17 protein-coding genes are annotated in these 17,883 nt (G+C 42.1%); all 17 read right to left on the bottom strand.

What is annotated here, in order from left to right:
- Positions 1-276 precede the first annotated feature (276 nt).
- The 17 genes from nucS to NYP67_RS01040 all read right to left on the bottom strand — a co-directional run bounded on the left by nucS (position 277) and on the right by NYP67_RS01040 (position 17,804).
- Positions 277-1,071, bottom strand: a complete 795-nt coding sequence (gene nucS, locus NYP67_RS01120; protein WP_473411093.1) for an endonuclease NucS — start codon at positions 1,069-1,071, stop codon at positions 277-279.
- Positions 1,072-1,147: 76 nt separating this feature from the next.
- Positions 1,148-2,620 (bottom strand): amino acid permease, encoded by a 1,473-nt coding sequence (locus tag NYP67_RS01115; RefSeq protein ID WP_004131089.1) that lies wholly within the window; start codon positions 2,618-2,620, stop codon positions 1,148-1,150.
- Between the two features lie 112 nt (positions 2,621-2,732).
- Positions 2,733-5,525, bottom strand: a complete 2,793-nt coding sequence (locus tag NYP67_RS01110) for an ABC transporter permease (protein ID WP_473411092.1) — start codon at positions 5,523-5,525, stop codon at positions 2,733-2,735.
- A 6-nt stretch (positions 5,526-5,531) separates the two neighbouring features.
- Positions 5,532-6,233, bottom strand: a complete 702-nt coding sequence (locus NYP67_RS01105) for an ABC transporter ATP-binding protein (RefSeq protein ID WP_016636087.1) — start codon at positions 6,231-6,233, stop codon at positions 5,532-5,534.
- Between the two features lie 60 nt (positions 6,234-6,293).
- On the bottom strand, positions 6,294-6,914 hold the full coding sequence (locus tag NYP67_RS01100) for a DUF5701 family protein (RefSeq protein WP_004131086.1): 621 nt from the start codon (positions 6,912-6,914) through the stop codon (positions 6,294-6,296).
- 51 nt (positions 6,915-6,965) lie between these two features.
- On the bottom strand, positions 6,966-8,033 hold the full coding sequence (locus NYP67_RS01095; protein WP_473411091.1) for an aspartate-semialdehyde dehydrogenase: 1,068 nt from the start codon (positions 8,031-8,033) through the stop codon (positions 6,966-6,968).
- 87 nt (positions 8,034-8,120) lie between these two features.
- A complete protein-coding gene (locus NYP67_RS01090; RefSeq protein WP_004132324.1) occupies positions 8,121-8,702 on the bottom strand; it encodes an ACT domain-containing protein in 582 nt (193 codons plus the stop codon).
- 105 nt (positions 8,703-8,807) lie between these two features.
- Entirely contained in the window at positions 8,808-9,572 is a 765-nt protein-coding gene (locus NYP67_RS01085) for an aspartate kinase (RefSeq protein WP_004131083.1), read from the bottom strand.
- 187 nt (positions 9,573-9,759) lie between these two features.
- Positions 9,760-10,368, bottom strand: coding sequence for a recombination mediator RecR (gene recR / locus NYP67_RS01080; RefSeq protein ID WP_018632978.1), 609 nt, complete (start codon positions 10,366-10,368; stop codon positions 9,760-9,762).
- Positions 10,369-12,639: a DNA polymerase III subunit gamma/tau gene (dnaX, locus tag NYP67_RS01075; RefSeq protein WP_473411090.1), complete on the bottom strand. Its 2,271-nt coding sequence runs from the start codon at positions 12,637-12,639 to the stop codon at positions 10,369-10,371.
- Between the two features lie 131 nt (positions 12,640-12,770).
- Entirely contained in the window at positions 12,771-13,175 is a 405-nt protein-coding gene (locus NYP67_RS01070; protein ID WP_004132318.1) for an Rv3654c family TadE-like protein, read from the bottom strand.
- Entirely contained in the window at positions 13,172-13,633 is a 462-nt protein-coding gene (locus tag NYP67_RS01065; protein ID WP_396230268.1) for a TadE family protein, read from the bottom strand. Before NYP67_RS01065 ends, NYP67_RS01070 begins: the two co-directional genes overlap by 4 nt.
- A gap of 181 nt (positions 13,634-13,814) precedes the next feature.
- Positions 13,815-14,090 (bottom strand): DUF4244 domain-containing protein, encoded by a 276-nt coding sequence (locus NYP67_RS01060; protein ID WP_115761453.1) that lies wholly within the window; start codon positions 14,088-14,090, stop codon positions 13,815-13,817.
- 150 nt (positions 14,091-14,240) lie between these two features.
- Entirely contained in the window at positions 14,241-14,858 is a 618-nt protein-coding gene (locus tag NYP67_RS01055) for a type II secretion system F family protein (protein ID WP_004132314.1), read from the bottom strand.
- Between the two features lie 77 nt (positions 14,859-14,935).
- Positions 14,936-15,574, bottom strand: a complete 639-nt coding sequence (locus tag NYP67_RS01050) for a type II secretion system F family protein (RefSeq protein ID WP_004131072.1) — start codon at positions 15,572-15,574, stop codon at positions 14,936-14,938.
- Between the two features lie 81 nt (positions 15,575-15,655).
- Positions 15,656-16,690, bottom strand: a complete 1,035-nt coding sequence (locus NYP67_RS01045; protein WP_004131070.1) for a CpaF family protein — start codon at positions 16,688-16,690, stop codon at positions 15,656-15,658.
- Positions 16,671-17,804: a CpaE/TadZ family protein gene (locus NYP67_RS01040; protein WP_018632991.1), complete on the bottom strand. Its 1,134-nt coding sequence runs from the start codon at positions 17,802-17,804 to the stop codon at positions 16,671-16,673. Before NYP67_RS01040 ends, NYP67_RS01045 begins: the two co-directional genes overlap by 20 nt.
- Positions 17,805-17,883: the final 79 nt, after the last annotated feature.

The raw sequence follows: 17,883 nt of genomic DNA, 5'->3' as shown, positions 1-17,883 counted from the left end.
TTTCATATATTTACGCTGCCTACTTGTTATTTTCCTAGTGCTTTTACTGTCATCTTCACTGTCGTAATATCACAGTCATGACTGTGATAAAAGTGTTGTGACTGTCATTTTTTCGATTTTGAACGTGATTTGCTATATTTTGACAGTGATATTTCGCGATTTGACCGAGATGTGCTGATTTATGACAGTCATTCTGGCTGACATGACTGTGTGTATGCGCGACTGTGTGTATGCGCGACTGTGTGGATCCACGCAGAACGCGATTCGTGAGTATGCCTAAAAAAGTCGCAGCTCGTCTGAATCAGCACCGCGCATATCGTCATAATCCAAAATAAGGCAAGTAAATCCTCTGTCTTGTGCAAGAACGCGCGCTTGTGGACTAATTGTTTGAGCTGCAAAAATGCCGCGAACGGGCTTAAGAAGTGGGTCGCGGTTTAGCAATTCGCAATATCGCGTAAGCTGCTCAACGCCGTCAATGCCGCCATTTCGCTTAATCTCAATAGCAACGTGAACGCCGTTAGAATCCTTAGCCATAATATCCACTGGTCCAATCGCAGTAGGGTATTCGCGTCGAACAAGCTTTGCGCCTTTGCCAATGCGTTCAATTTGCTCTGCTAAGTAATGCTGTAAATGCTCTTCCACGCCGTCTTTAACAAGACCTGGGTCTTCGCCTAAATCGTAGGAAGAATCGCTATAAACGTGTTGCAAAACTATGCGAAGTATGTCGTTGCCCTTTTTTGCTGCGATTTTTAGAACAGTTCCATTTGCAAAAACAGATTCGGCATTAGACACGGTATTAGATTCTTCGCTAGATTCATTAGATTCGCTATCTAATTCAGATTCGCCAGATTCGCCAGATTCACTATCAGATTCTTCAGAATCGCCAGAATCCTTCTCAACGTGCATCGTGCACGGAGCAACCATCCAATTTAGTGGTTTATAAGAGCCAATCTCCGAAAAAATAAGCACGCTTCCGTCTTCTTTAATAAGCAAAACGCGCTTAGCTGTTGGAAGACTTGCGTTAAGCCTACCCGTGTATTTTGCACTACAATCCGCAACAATAATTCGCACACAAAAAGCGTAGCATAAATCGCGTAACTATCTGCACAAAAACTATCTACCCAAAACTTCCGCTAAATCGCGTAAACTATCTGCCCAAAGCCGCCGCTAAATCGCGATTCTGCCAGCGCTGATGCAACGCGCAATAGCCTCCAAAAAGCAAGAGCCAAATAAGGCCGCCAATCGCAGATCCACGAGTGTCTTCGCTAATAAACAGCGTTATGTACACAAACACAAAGAACGCAATCGTTAGCGAATTAAGCAACTTATAGTGCGGCATAACAAAGCCGTCTGGCATAAAATCAGCCGAAGCGCGGTACTTTCTGTGCGTAACCATAATCAAAATGTAAATCATGATTATTACTGCCGAAGATGCAGAAGCAAACACAATAAACGCGCCATGCACTCCAGGAATTGAGTTAATAAGCGGCGAGAACAGGATTAGTGCAGCAGAGAAAATGATTGCTCGCGCAGGAACCTTAGTGCGCGAAACCTTGCGCAAATGCGAAAGAACAGGAGAATTAGATTCCAGAGCAATTTGATACATGTGCCTTCCTGCAGAATAAAGCAGTGAATTAAGCGCAGAAGACGCTGCTGTAATAACAACAAAGAACACGAGCGCCGAAGCCCAATGAAGTCCCGCATATTGGAAAACCATAATAAACGGAGACATGTAAACGCCTTTAGAATCGGTAGCTTTAAATTGTTGCCAAGGAACAATCAGCATGATTGAAGCGAGCGCTCCAACGTAGAAAATCAAGATTCGCATAATGATTTCATTAATCGCCTTTGGCAAAACTTGGCGAGGATTCTTAGTTTCCGAAACTGTAACGCCTACAAACTCAATAAGCTGGTATGCATAGAACACCATTTGGAAGCTCATCAAAAATGCCAGCCATCCATTTGGCATAAGCGAGAAGTTGTTGAAAATATTGTCAAAGCCTGCGTGGCCTGCAGGATTTGCAACGCCACTAATCTCCGTTGCAGGGTAATGGTAGCCAATAATAACCATCACGGCAGCAGTTACAATAAGGGCAACGATTAGCGTTATTTTGATCATTGAGAACCAAAACTCTGTTTCGCCAAATAGCTTTACAGCAACCAGATTTATGCACACTAAAGCAGCCAAAAACGCTACTTCTATAAGCCATTTCCAGCTGCTAACGTCTATGCCAAAAGTTTGGAAGAAAGTAACGCAATACGTGCTAACTGCCGTAATCTCACTCATGCCAATAAGCACAAGCACTATCCAATACGACCATCCTGCAAAATTGCCCCAGCCTTTGCCTAAATATCGCGTAATAAAGCTAATAAACGTGTGCTGATTTGGGTCTTTATACATGAGTTCGCCAATGCCACGCATAAGCAAAAACATGATTAGGCCAACAATTATGTACACAAACATAATGCTTGGGCCTGTAAGACTAATGGATTTGCCCGAGCCTAAGAATAGGCCAGTGCCGATTGTTCCACCTATAGCAATGAATTGAACGTGTCTTTTTGTAAGGCTGCGCTCCATCTTGTTAGTGTGACCATTGTTTGTGTGGTCAATATCACTCATTGCTATAACTCCATTCTTTTAGACGTGAGCTTTCAATTTTATAGGAACCCTTAAATATTGGATTATTTATATTATTTGGATTATTGTTAAACATTTTTTAACGCATATAGGATTATTCCACACTTTTAAGCGAACTTACAGGGTCAATGCGGTCCAATGCGGGATTAGTTGACCATTGAACAATCAAAGCAAAAATCAGCGTTGCAAAGCCAGCAATCGCATAGCTTAATGGAGAAACCTCAACCTCAAAATACAGTGCAGGCATCTTTAATGCGTTTGTTAATAGACTTGCGACCAATCTTCCAAGAGGTAAGCCAACAATCACGCCGATTAGAGTAAGAGTAAACATCTCTTTATGAACGTAAGCGTGAACTTCTCTACGGTAGAATCCAAGAACTTTTAGCGTTGCCATCTCTCGCGAGCGCTCCGAAATATTTGTGCTTGCTAACGTGAATAGCACGGCTAATGCTAAGCCAGCAGCCAAAGTTACTATAAGCGCAACAACTGCATTCATTAAATCGAAGCTAAAAGCGTGTTTCATACGCGTAATGCTCATAACAGCTAGAATGCCGTTTTTGTTTGCAAACTGATCTGCGTAACGCATTTTTGCGTCATCGTTTCCGCGAAGGCGCATCATTAGTGCATTATTCTTAACATTTTTCCCATTTTTAAAACCGAATATTCTTTCATAGCAACGAGAAGTCATATAAATGTTTGAACCAATAAGATTACGCACGATTGCGCGCAACTTCACTTTTGCACGCTTAAAACTTGAGTTTGTTATTGTAATGTAGTCTCCACTCGAAATGCCCAGCGAAGATGATGCGCTTTGTGAAAGAAGCGGACCCGAGTCATCAAGCGAAATATTTTGCAAATTATTGTTAACATCTTGAAGGCGAATCATTTTAGACAACGTTGCCGAATCTTTAACAACTACGATTTGCACGCTTTCGGAATCTTCAACGCTGCTATTATGTGATTTGCTGTTAGATTTGCTGTTAGAATTACCATTATTCGCATTGCTTTTTGCGATTTCTCCAGAGCTAATGTAGGCAGGCAAAATGGCATCAACAAGATTGTTGGATTTATCTTTTTGCACGCTTTTCTTCATATTCTGGAATGCATCTGGAGTAGAAATAGAAATCATATCGTAGTGGTAAATGCCGTCATATTGGCGTATTCCAAGAGTTGCTACAGTATCGTTTAACGCTAAAGCACATACGATTAATGCCGTGCAACCAGCTACGCCACCAATCGTCATAAATAATCTGCTTTTAAAACGAGCTAGATTTCTTATAGATACTTTGTTTAGGAAGCTTAGACGATTCCAAATAAAAGGTAATCGTTCAAGAATCACGCGAGCTCCAGCTTTTGGAGATTTTGGACGCAATAATGCCGCTGGAACTTGCCTTGTCTCCCTCCAGCTTACGATTATTGTGCATATTGCAACTGGTATTACAAACGCGAGCACACAAAGCGAACCGTAAAGCCAGTCGTATCGCAAAACAACTCCAGGAACTGTGTACAATCCGCGCAAAATCTTAAGTAGTAAAGATGGAATCGCTAAGAATCCTAGAATATCGCCTATTCCACCGCCTATAAAGCATGCAAAAATCGCAAAGAAAGCGTGTCTTGTTATTGCTGCGCAACGACCATACCCTAAGCTTAAGTATGTTCCAATTAGCCCTCGCTCTTCTTCTACCATTCTTGCCATGGATGTAAGGCTCATCATCATTGCTACTACAAGAAAAAGCACTGGGAAGGCATATCCAAGTGACTGAATTGAAGCTACGTCGGATCTTAAGCTAGCATAGCTTCCATTCTCAACGCGAGTAGTAATATACCATTTTGCTTTAGGAACATTCTTTTTTACTTCTGTCTTAATTTTTGCGTAAATTTGCGCACGAGCCTTAGCTAAAACCGAGTTGGGAGCGTTTTTAAGCATTGGCATGTTGACTATAGTTTGATCTACTTTTTGATTAGCTTGGTCTTCTATAACTTGATTTGTGCGCGCTTCTTCGCAATCATTTTGCACGCCATTTTTAATTTGGTTTGAAGCATTTGCCACAATTGCGCGATACTTTTGTGAAAAATTGTTAACTCGTTGAGTCTCATCTAGGCGCACAGAAATAGACGTGTATGGAAGATTATTTGTGTTTTCAGTAATCGCAGAGGTAAAAATTGGGTAGCGCGATACTACAGAATTGCGGAAAGCTTTTGATTGATACCCTTTTGGATTGTCTAAATCGTTTATGTCTAGCACGCTTCCTGTGATTAGAAGCTTATATTTTTGATTTTGATTCGGTTGATTAGACGAATTATTTTGATTATTTTGATTAGCATGATTAGCGTTCTGTTGCATACTCAAAAACAGTGTGCTACCAACGCGCAATCCACTATCGTGCAAAAATCGCTCAGTTACGGCAGCTTGGTGATTATTAGTTGGCATATTGCCGCGCAGTAGATGCAGTCGATTTAGATTTTTAGAATTGTGATTATATTGAACGAGGTTCATTGCGTAAGACAAACTGGCATTATTTAGCGGGTGGGCGGTGGCTTTAAAAGACTTTTCGCCCTCGGCTTCGCTAACAATGGGCAATTTTTTGATTGCTTTAACATCGTTTTTAGTTAATCCAAGAGTAGATACGATTTGCAAGTCGTAAGCTTTGAGATTTGTGTAAACATTGTTTGCACCAAGAAGCATGTCGTTGCAGCCTGCGTAGATGCCTGTCATAACAGCAACTCCAAGCATTGCTATAACGGCGAGTACGCAAAAACGGCGCCATTCATGAATCCACATTCGTACGGCGCTAATAAAAACTATTGGCAAAATGGAGTGTGCGCGCTTAGTGCGAATCGCAGTTTTACGCTTGATTATCTTGGATTTTACAGTCTCAATACTCACTACAAATCACCATTCAATATCTGCAATTGCTGTAGGATTTTCTTGAACAGTTTCGCTTACGACTTTCCCAGAATGGAATCGCACAACTTTGTGTGCCATAGGAGCAATCGCCGCGTTATGCGTAATAATAAGAACCGTCATGCCTTCTTTTTGACAAATATCTTGAAGTAATTGCAAAACAGCTTTTCCAGTTTCGTAATCTAATGCGCCCGTTGGCTCGTCGCATAAAAGCAGCTTAGGTTTTTTAGCTAGTGCGCGCGCAATAGAAACTCGCTGCTGCTCGCCGCCCGAAAGCTGGGCTGGAAAATTGTTAAGTCTGTTTTCCAAGCCTACGTCAATAAGTGTTTGAGCTGGGTCAAAATGATCCGAGCAAATCTGGGAAGCAAGCTCCACGTTTTCTAATGCCGTTAAATTTGGAACAAGATTATAAAATTGAAAAACAAATCCAATATCTTCTCTTCGATACTTTACAAGCCCACGGCCATTTAGCTTTGTAACATTTAAATCGCCAACAGTTACGCTACCGCTTGTTGCTGTATCCATGCCGCCTAAAATATTCAATGCTGTAGTTTTTCCAGCTCCCGAAGCGCCTAAAATAACAGTTAGTTTGCCGCGCTCGGCTGTAAAACTGGCATCATCTAGCGCTCGCACGACGCCTGTACCAGATGGGTACTCTTTTACAACATGATCAAATGTTATGTATGCCAAAATTACACCTTACTTATGGGACTTGCTGGGTTTTCTGGGTTTGCGGGGTTTGCGGATGCTCTATTGAAACAGCGATACGCCGCGTCTTGCAGTACAATATGCGTTGCCAAGCCAAGTGTGCCTTGAATTTGGCCAAACAGCGCCAAGACGCGCGGCTCCTTGACTTATCCAAATACTTGGAACCCTTCCATCGGAGCTTTTTGAGCCTAAAAGATTAAATCCATTCTTACTCTCAAGCCAATCAGGATGCTGCGTTGCAATCGCTAATCCTTCTTCTAAAGTTAAAGGAAGGCGCTCGTCGGAGTCTATAAGCTTTCTAGCAACATCTGGCTCGCGATTCAAATACGATGTACCCGTATGTGGGTCAATCGCAAGGTAAAATGGCCCTTCTGGAGGCTCAAAACCATCTTGTGGCAAGAAACTAGCTATATCTCGAGGCGGCATTGTTGTAAACCCAGCCATTCGCTCAATGCTAGTTCGAGAAATCAAAGATTCTGGCGAAACTAGCTCGCGAGTAGGAACAAGAAGAATGTTTGTTCCCAAATCGCTTTGCTCAAGCGCGCGAATGAGTGGCAATGCTAAAGCGCGAAACGCCGCTGCGCTCATATCTGCAACATCTGGGTAGCCGAGAGCCACAATGCGGTCAAGCTGCTTTTGTATTTCTTGCGAAGCAATAGACATAATTACATCTTACGTAAAATTTTCTACAATCGCGAGTGCGACCTAGCTCGATTAATACGCAAATCCGCGCTTTTTAGCTACGATTTCCGCCAATTGTACAGCGTTAAGCGCAGCGCCTTTGCGAAGATTGTCGTTTGTAATAAACATTGCTAATCCGCGCTTTCCATCAACTGCTTGGTCTTGGCGAATGCGTCCAACGTAGCTTGCGGACTTTCCTGCAGCAAGCTGAGGAGTAGGAATATCGTCTAGCGCAACGCCGTCGGCCGATTTCAACACATCGCGAGCCATCTCTGGAGTTACATCGCGATTAAATTCGGCATTAATGCTCATTCCGTGGCCTGTAAAAACTCCTACGCGCACGCATGTGCAGCTTGCTGCAAGATTTGGCAAGTGCAAAATCTTACGACTTTCGTTGCGAAGCTTTTGCTCCTCGTCGGTTTCTTGCGATCCGTCATCAACAATCGCGCCAATAAATGGCACAACGTTGAATGCGATTGTGCGCGCAACTTTTGTTGGCTGCGGAAAATCAATCGCATCTCCATCAAACACAAGCTTATCCGCTCCCTGATCTAAAGCCGCTTGCGCTTCGTTCATAAGTTGCAACGCGCCAGCTCTGCCAGCTCCCGAAACCGCCTGGTAAGAAGATACAATAAGTCGTTTTAAGCCAAAAGCGTCAGAAAGCGGTTTTAGAACAGGCATGCACGCCATTGTTGTGCAATTTGGATTAGCAACAATTCCACGCGGAATATCGTTCAAATCTTGCGGATTTACTTCTGCAACTACAAGAGGCACATCGTTATGCATACGCCATTGAGAAGAGTTGTCGATTACTATTGCGCCAGCATCCGCAAATCGCGGCGCCCACACTTTGGATGTTCCACCGCCTGCAGAGAAAATCGCAATGTCTATTCCGCTTAAATCTGCTTTTTCTACGTCTTCTACAACAACATCTTTGCCGCGATAGTTCAAAACAGTTCCAGCAGAGTGTGCGGAAGCCAAAAATCGCAAGTTTTTAATTGGAAAATCGCGCTCGTCTAATACGCGGCGCATAACCATTCCGACTTGGCCAGTGGCACCTAAAACCGCAAGGTTTACGCCCGTGTTGCTTATAATTGCCATTTTGTCTCCCTTATTCTGCGATTATTTTGCGATTTTCTTTGATTTTTGCGATTATTTAAGCGTGATTTTGCGTGATTTTGCGCGCGATTAGCGTCCGCTTCCTCCATAAACAACGGCTTCGACTTTGCTTGCGTCTAATCCGTAGGCTGTGTGAAGAGCGCGAACCGCCTCGTCGAGCTGCTTTACTGGAACAATCGCCGCAATGCGAATCTCGGATGTGGAAATCATAAGAATATTAATTCCGTGATCGCTTAGAGCTGTAAAGAAGGTGGCTGCAAGACCAGAATAGGTTTTCATTCCAACGCCAACAACTGCGACTTTTCCAACAGAAGGGTCCACGTCCATAGACGTAAATTGCAATTCGCCGCGCGCGCCCTGCAAAACCTTGCAAACGGCGTCTAAAGCCGAGCTTGGAGCTGTAAGAGATATGTCTGCCGTCTCTGTGGATGCGCTTGCCTGGGCAATCATGTCTATGTTAACGTCTGCAGCAGCAAGAGTTGTAAATACTTTTGCAGCGTTTCCAGGCTTATCGGGAACGCCTCGAAGAGTAATCATAGACTCGCTTCTATCGTGCGCAACGCCAGAAATCACAGGGGTCTCTGGGCCTAAGTCTGGGAATAAATCGCCCATTGTTGAACGAATATCTACATTTGCTATTTTATTTGCCATTTTGCCGCCTTCTGTCTATTGCCTATGTCTATTGTCTTTTCTTATTTACTTTGTATTATTTACCGTCTTATTTTGTGTTTTATGCCTATATCTTTTAATAAATAATTAACTTAGATTTGGCAGGCTCTTTGGATCTACGCCATTAGGAACAACCAAAGTGCCATTTCTGTGCGAAAAAGAGCTTCGAACGTGCAATGGCATGCTAAATCGTTGCGCATATTCAACGCATCGCAAAGCCAAAACGCGCGATCCGCAAGACGACATTTCTAGCATTGAATCGTAGTCAATAACGGGGATTCGCTTTGCTGTTGGAACAATTCTAGGGTCTGCTGTAAAAACGCCATCAACGTCTGTGTAAATCTCGCAAATATCCGCACCCAAAGCTACAGCCAGCGCCACTGCCGAAGTATCTGAGCCGCCTCGCCCAAGCGTTGTGTCGTCGCCAATCTCGCTAATTCCTTGGAATCCTGCAACAATAGCAACACTGCCTTTTTTAAGCGCGTGCTGAACGCGATCTGGCTTAACAGCGCGAATATGCGCCGCTCCAAATTGCGCGTCCGTCATAAAACCAGCTTGCGAGCCTGTAAAAGAGTATGCGTGCGAGCCTTGCGCGTGAATCGCCATTGCTAGAAGGCTCATAGAAATGCGCTCTCCTGCAGTCATAAGCATATCCATCTCTCGTGCAGGCGGATGCGCATTTACGCTCATTGCTTGGTCAATCAGATTGTCTGTTGTGTCTCCCATAGCAGAAACAACAACCGCAACGTCGTTTCCAGCAGCTTTTGTATCGAGAATCCTTTTTGCTACGCGTTGAATTGCGTCCGTGTCTTCTACAGACGAACCGCCGTATTTCTGCACTATAAGAGCCACTCTAACCCCTTATGTTCAGCCGTATGCTTCTAAAGCACGCGCGTTAGAAGAACTAATCTAAAATCAGACTACAAAATCAGATTACCAAGCGTGCTCTATTTATTTTTATTTTGCAATATATTAGTGGCGTGCATTCTGGCTAGCGGCTGCTTGCGACTTTTCCGCGTGCAATTTCCGCGTGCAATCTCTAAACATCTTGCCTTCCTGCAAAAGCGCGCCCAAGAGTCACTTCGTCTGCATACTCAAGGTCTCCACCAACTGGCAATCCGCTTGCAAGCCTAGTCACCTTTATATCAAGCGGCTCAAGCAGTCGTGCTAAATACGTAACTGTTGCTTCGCCTTCTATATTTGGATCTAGCGCTAAAATAACCTCTTTTATTTGCGCGTCTTTTAAGCGCTCAAGTAGTTGCGTTATTTTTAAGTCTGCAGGTCCCACGTTTGCCATTGGATTAATCGCTCCGCCTAAAACGTGGTAAACGCCTGCGTACTCGTGCGTGCGCTCAATGCTCATAATGTCTTTTGGCTCTTCTACAACGCATATTTTTGTGTGATCTCTTCTAGGGTCTAAGCAAACAACGCAAGGGCTTTGTTCGCACACGTTACCGCAAATTTCGCAAAATCGCACGTTTTCTTTTAAGTCGTTAATCGAGTTGATTAGTTCTTGCGCTTGCGCGTTAGAAGACGAAAGTATGTAAAATGCAATTCGTTGTGCGCCTTTTGGGCCGATTCCAGGAAGGCTAGAAAATGCGTCTATAACTCTGCCGATTGCGCCTTCGTACGATGACACATTATGCATTTATTCCTCTTGCTTTCTTTTACGAGCATGCGCGTTTTTAGGATTATTTGGGTCGCTTGCGCCGAATTCTTTTACAGATTTGACTTCAAACATTTTTTCCAAGTCGTCTATGCTCAAATTTGTAGCGGATTCTAAAGACTCGTCTTGCATTGAGCATTCGTCTTCTTGAGCGCCATTTATGCCCTCTGCAGAATGAGTTTGTGCTTGTGACGACTCTTGCGACGACTCTTGCGACGGAGCTTGTTCTTGCAATGATTCTTGCGATTGATAAGATTCTTGCGTTTCTTGCACGTTTTGCGCACTGTTAACTGGCTTTATTGCTTGCTTTTCTTGCTGACTATGCAGTGCTTGCGATTGCTGAGTTTTATCTTGCGACTGCGTTTTATTTTGCGCTCGCGCAGGTGCAATTGCGTCTCCCATTGGAGCGGAAGCCATACTAGCCCAAGCGTCATCTTGTGATGCGTCTAAATGATCATCTAAAGGGTTATCTAAATGATCATCTAAAGAATTATCTAAAGGGTTATCACCGCCTAAAGGGCTATCAGCATTTAACTCGCTTTTCTCGCTTGTGTTTTTGCCAAATCCTTTTACAATTCCAGCTTTGCGCATAAGTAATTCGCGCTTAACTTGCGCAAGCTTTTGCGGATCCATTTTTGCTACAGACTCAACTTTTTGTCCATTTTCCGCAACAGAATCAGGCGCGATTGAAACATCTTTACCAAAAACGTCTTTTACTTTGCTCATAACAACAACTGGCACTTTTTTGCCATCGTAAGGAGCAGTCGTGCAAAGAGCAAGAGCAAAAGCATGCTGACTTATAGGCTCATCAAATGTTAAAACAAGCTTTCTTTTTAGCGGATTGCTTTCGTCTAATCTAACTTTTGGAACGTGATTTATTTCTACGTATTCGCGAACATCGCTTGGAAGACTTTTAACAAGATTGTTCCAAGCTTCGTCAACGTCTAAAATTTGAGGCGCGCTTGTAGTTGCGCTTGCATTTGCATTTGTGCTAGCGTTTGCGTTTTCTGGCTGTTCTGGCCACTTTGCAGCTGTTTCTGCAGTTTCAATCGCATTTGCCGCAGCCGACCCAATAAAATGCTTTACGTTCGCTTTTGGCGCTTCAACATTTTTTGCATAAACTTGTGTTTGAATGTTTTCGCTCGAATCCGTTCTAGTGCAAAGTAAGCGTGCAACAAGAATTTCAAGATTCATTCTAGGCGAAACAGCATTTGCCATTCCTGAAAAAGCATTATTTACGATTTCTGCCATTCTAGACAAGCTTCGCAAAGTGAGCTGACTTGATTGACGTTGCAAAACTTGCATGTCTTCTGGCGATAAATCCCCAAGCAAGTTTTTAGCACTATCTACTCCAGCAGAAGCCAATAGTAACAAATCGCGCAAGCGACCAAGCAAATCTTCTACAAACTTGCGACTATCGAAGCCTCCAACAATAACCTTTTGCACAGTTTCGTAAAGTTTTGCTCCGTCTTTTTCAATAAGAGCGTCAACAACATCTCCGATTAAGTTAGAAGGCGTAAATCCAAGAAGAGCAACCGCAGAATCTAGCGATATAACGCCATCTACGGAGCCAATCATCAATTGATCTAACACAGAAAGCGTGTCTCGCATGGAGCCGCCGCCTGCGCGCATGGCAAGTCGAAGAACGCCTTTTTGTGCTTTAATGCCTTCTTTTTGGCAAATACTCTCTAAATACGGCCCCATTACTTCTGGCGGAACTAGTCTAAACGGGTAGTGGTGAGTTCTAGAACGAATTGTTCCAATCACCTTATCTGGCTCAGTTGTAGCAAAAATAAACATAACGTGCTCAGGCGGCTCTTCCACAATCTTAAGCAAAGCGTTAAAGCCTTGAGGAGTTACCATATGAGCTTCGTCTAAAATAAAAATCTTATATCTATCTCTTGCTGGTGCGAATCCTGCACGCTCGCGTAATTCTCTAGCGTCGTCAACGCCGTTGTGACTTGCTGCGTCTATTTCTACAACGTCTATAGAACCTGGGCCGCCTGTTGCAAGATCTTTACAGCTTTGGCATTTTCCGCACGGCTTAGAAGTTGGCCCTTGTTCACAATTAATGCATCGCGCTAAAATTCGTGCCGAACTTGTTTTTCCACATCCGCGCGGTCCAGAAAACAGATACGCGTGCGTAATTTTGCCTTGATCAAGTGCTCTAATAAGCGGAATCGTAACCTGATTTTGACCAATAACACCTTCAAAAGTGTCTGGTCTATATCTTCGATACAACGCAAGTGCCATAACTATAACCTACCGCCAACTAGATATTAACTTAAATCCGCTTACTGTTTAAGCAAATCATCTGTTCCATTTTAATCATCTAAGTACTGACATGCTAACGATGCGCACTCTACTACATGTTACATTATGGTTCACTCGCTACAATCCACTAAACCCGCTTTAGCGCTTACTGTTATTCTAGAGGCCATTGGAACGTGTAAAGGAACGCTTAATTTTAGCGATACATCGTTATCTTTTTCCACACAAGACTCAATTTTTGCATTGTTTGCTGTAGCCGTGTTTTGCGCGATTTTGCAAGCGTCTCCGTGCATGTTTTGTATAGCAACTGCTCCCGATATTGCCGCTGCATTTGCTAACGCGTAGGCGCGATGTTTTGAAACAAGAATCGTTCCAATAACCGCACAAAGAACCAGAATAGAGCAGATTGCGGTTACTAATCCTATGCCAAGCATAGTTCCAGATCCGCAATCCGCTCCGTGCAAATGTTTAGCTTCTAAGCATTGCGTTATTAATCGCTTAGCTCTTTTTTGATTCATATTAAAACCTGACTAATGCGCGCTTCTACTTGCATTGGCAAAATCTTCAGCGGGTCTGGCACAACTGGGCAACTAACAACAATATCTGCCATATTTTCAACATATTCGACTTTTACAGAACTATTTTTTCCAGATACTTTATGCACTATATTTTGAGCTTCTTTAGAATCGTGTGTTGATGCAATGTAGTAGGCAACTTGGCCTGCTGCATCGTTGCAATTCATTGTATTTACTACTGATTTGCCTACAAAAATTAACACTATAGCAAGAATCGCAACTGTAGGTAGAATAATCGCAAATTCTGCGGTTACTGCACCTAAATCTTTAGCATCTTTAACATTTTTAGTATCTTTAGTGAATTTAGTGCTTTTAGTTTGCTTGTAACTATTTATGCTTGTATTTTTTGCATTCCTTTTGTTGAAAATATTCAAAAATATATAATTCTTCATTTTTCTCATTTCTTTCGCATTAGTGAATCTCCATTATTAGTGTTTATGCTTAGTTCTTTAGCATTTCTTTAATCTTGTTTAACTGAATCTTGTTTAACTGAATCTCGTTTAATCTCATCAAATCTTGTTAAATATCAACAAGAGCTTAGAATGTTTCACGCAATGTTTCACGCGTATATTCTTCTGTACATTAGCTAACGTGCAAAGCTCTTTTAACAAGTTCGCTAATAGCTGTGTGCACAGCTTCCGACTTAGCAATAGCAATAAGAACTGTTGCAAAAGCTGTAGCAGCTATAAGAACAACCGCATATTCTGCAGTAACCGCTCCTTCGTCTAGTTTCTTTAGACTGTTATCCAAGCGGTTTTGCATACTATTGCACGCCTGTTCTGCTTTAATCAATCCTTTGTTTGCGTTTGTTGTAAACTTGCAACAAAGTTTTGAAAATGCTTTAGCAATTGTTTTCATGTTACTTACCTTCCTTTCTTTTATTTATTGTTTATTTTTTATTTATGTACCCAGTTTGGATACAAATTTTTAAGTGCCATTTTTAAGACTTTTATATGCGACTTTTTATATAAAATCGTTTTCACTGCGATTTTTCACTTCGATTTGCAGCTAGTGCATAAATGATGCAACTGTTGGCAAAATGCCAACAAAAATAAACGCTGGCAAAAAGCACAATCCAACTGGTAAAAGAAGTCGTACAGAAAGTTTAGAACTTTCTTTTTTTGCAACATTCTTCATTGATTGCTCGTAGTTTTGCAAAACGGCGTTAAGTACTGGTACGGGGGAGCTTCCGTAAATCCAAGATTCACGCAAAGAATTTTTTAGCCATGTGCTCAAAATCAAAGACGTGTAAGCGTTCTTATCTTTTTTACTAAAGCAAACATGTGGCTCACTCCAAGCTTCTCTCCAAGTGCTGCCCGAAATAAGCGCCTTAGAAACGCGACTTAGCCAAATTCCTTTTGATGCAGGCAAAGAACAACCAACTACGTCTAGTGCTCTAGTTATTGCAACACCACTTTTTAGTGCAACTATTATCATTTGCAAACCAAGAATCGGATCTATATCGCTTAGTATGTTTTGTCTAAAATCATAAGTGTTTTGCATAAAAACGCTCGGTTTAACGGCGCGCTCATAGAGTGAGCTAGATGCCATTTGCTTAGAAAAAAGTTTGCACAAAATAATTATGTATGCAACTAAAATAAGCCAAATAATAATTGCTCTTAGCATTTATCCTCCTTTACTGCATTAAGTTTTGACTAAAAATACTTCTTAGATTATTTTTTTATTGCTGTTTTGATTGCGTTTTAATTGCCATTAAAAGAAGCAGATTGCATTGCGTTTCTAGAATTTTTAAGGATGCGCGCAACCCAAATAACTCCAACCGCGTAAAATGCCATTCCAACGCCTAAAAGCGTATAGCCCTTGTAGTTTGTAAAAATCATTAGTATTGGGTTTGCTCCCAAAAGCTGACCAGTTAAAAGAGACAAAAATGGCAGTGCAATAAGCAACTTAATAGTGGCTTTTGGCATTGCAAAAACTTCCGCGCTTAAATCATCAACCCTTTTGTTTGCATAATAAGAATCCGCAACAGATTGAACGCAATCTGCCATTGGGCAGCCAATCGAATTACTTAATTTGTATACACTCATAAGAGATTGCGCTATTTTACGAATGTCTTTTTGTTTTTTGGCATTTTTATAATTTTTTGTATTCTTTGTATTCTTCGCGTTTTTGAAAGAGCTATCTAAACTAGACGTGATTGTGCTTTCGCTTAGTCTAGAATCAAACCACTGTAATATGGATTCTGCATTTATTTGCTTGTTGTATGCTTTGCGCGCATTGCCATTAGCATTGCAATCTGAGCATACGCCAATAATTGACTCAAACGAAGCTCCCGATTTTAATGATGCAACAAGAGATGCTAGCGACTCTTCAATACTCATGTTAAATCCTTTGTTAGCTTATTTTGCTTGTTAGTTTGCTTGTTAGTTTGCCTTATTTTTGCCCGTTTTGCTTTTTGCTTGTTAAGCTCTTAAAACTATTTGCGAATTTAGTGGCAAATGCCATTTAGACGAAAACTCTTTCCATGCTAAAGTGGCCTCTATTTGCGTGTCTTTAACTCTTAAAACAGGAACGCCTTCTAGTGCGCCAGAATCATTAGATCTTAAAACTCCAAGCTCCTTTACAACGCGTATCCCGTTTACGCGCTCGACGTGAATAACAACGTCGAATGCGTCTGCAGCAAGAGCGCAAAGTGCCATTGGCTCCAGCCCTGCGAGCAGACCAAGTGCCATTAATCGTGCTGGAACTTTTTGCACTTTATCTGCGTGCAAAGTCGTCATTCCGCCTTTGTGTCCGCACGTAAAAACGCGCAATAAATCAGCGATTTCTTTTCCTCTGCATTCTCCCAAAATGATTCTGTCTGGCCGCATTCGCAAAGTGGCTTTTACAAGCTCTTGTAAATCAATGCATCCTGCGCCTTCAACGTTTGCCTCTCTTGTTGCTAAAGAAACGTAATCGTTAGAAACGCATCCCAATTCCCTAGTTTCTTCAACAGTAACTATTCTGTCTTTTGGATTACAAGAAGCTAACAGAGCCTTCATAAGTGTTGTTTTTCCCGAACCTGTGCTACCTGTAATCAAAATATTTGCGCGACTTTCAACAAGTAAATAAAGAATTCTAGATAGTTCAATTGGAAACATGCCTTTGCTACTAAGCTCCGTTAAACAGTAGTGTTTTAGTGCAGGGAAGCGAATAGAAATGGCAGCTCCGCTCAAAACTATCGGTGCAATAAGCGCGTGAATTCGCACACCAAGTGGACTAGAAGCGTCTGCAATTGGGCATGCGTCGTCTAATCGTTTACCCAATTGAGCACAAAGCCAGACGGCATATTCGCGCAAAACACTGGGATTATCAAACGGGATTCTTGGATTGTATTCATTAAGCCCAAGTCCAAAGTCTGCCCAAACTCTTCCCTCGTCTGTAACAACAATATCCGTTACATTTGGATTATCTGCAATATCTTGCAAAATTCCAAAATCAATATCTTGTAAAGCCATGCCTACCACCAACTATTTTTGAAAATCTGCCAAACGCATAAGAAGAATCACCTTGCGTGCTAGATGCCATTAAACCCGATTTGCGCGAGTCGCCAAGCAGCCATATGGTGATTTTTTCTACCGCACTTTGCGCGCATTTTGGTATGCTTCTAATCCCATACCCACCAATTATGTCTTCGTACATCTTAGAATCGTGACCAATTGGGCCTTCTACATTGCAAAGTAAATAATCACAAGCTTCTGTAATCTCTACTGGGCAAAATCTGTTAGAAAGTCCGCGTGGATTTAAGCCTGCAACAATATAAGTTAGATTTTCCGCGTAATTTTTATGATCCAACTCTAGATTTTTTAGATGCGCTCGCAATCGAGCTAAACCTAAAACGCTAAGCTCCGATGCAAAAATTGTTGGAACATTCGCTAGAGTTGGAAGACTTTGTAAAAGCCTTCTTGCCGAAAATCCAGATCCAATATCTACAATCACAACGTCGCAAGCTTTAGCAAGACCTCTAATTGCGGCCTCAATAACCCATGGCTTAGGCTCCTGATTTTTCCAAGGTGAGTAGGCCAGAATATCCACATTGTTCCAATGCAAAAGCTCGCAACGCAAAACGTAACCGTCTAGTCTTCCTAAAGGAGCTTGAACCTCTTGCAATCTTCTGCCTTCGTCTTGCTCCAATCCAAGTAAAACATCTAAACCGCCATTAGAAATATCTGCATCGATTAAAGCTACAACGTATTTTTTACTAGCAATATTGCTTGCAAGAAGTGCAAGAGTAGTGCTTAAGCCAATTCCGCTATTTGCTGCAGAACCAATTACAACATTTTTTGGAAAAGGCTTTAGCGAGTAGTTCAAGCTTCCAGTAGTTTTTTGAGCAACACTATTATTGCGATCGTCTTGAAGAACACGATTGCTTATAACGCCAAAATCTTTGTTAAACGTAGGATTTTCAGCCAGTTCACAACTGCGATTAAAAGATGCAATAACAGTTGAGTCGTTAACATTGTTAGACTGATTAATGGCGTTTTTAAGCGCACTCGCCTGCGGAGGGTATGTGTTAAGTACCCTAGCGGCGCACGAAGGCGCATCGTAATTATCAATACTCATATTGCTCATGCAGCTATTGAATCGCATACAAAATAAATAAGCAATACTTTTGTAAGAATGTGGTTAAAGGCTCAATAAACGTTGCAAA

Source organism: Gardnerella sp. c23Ub_4, assembly GCF_055804115.1.
The sequence above is the reverse complement of the archived record's forward strand: the minus strand, read 5'-3'. Positions and strand labels throughout refer to the sequence as shown.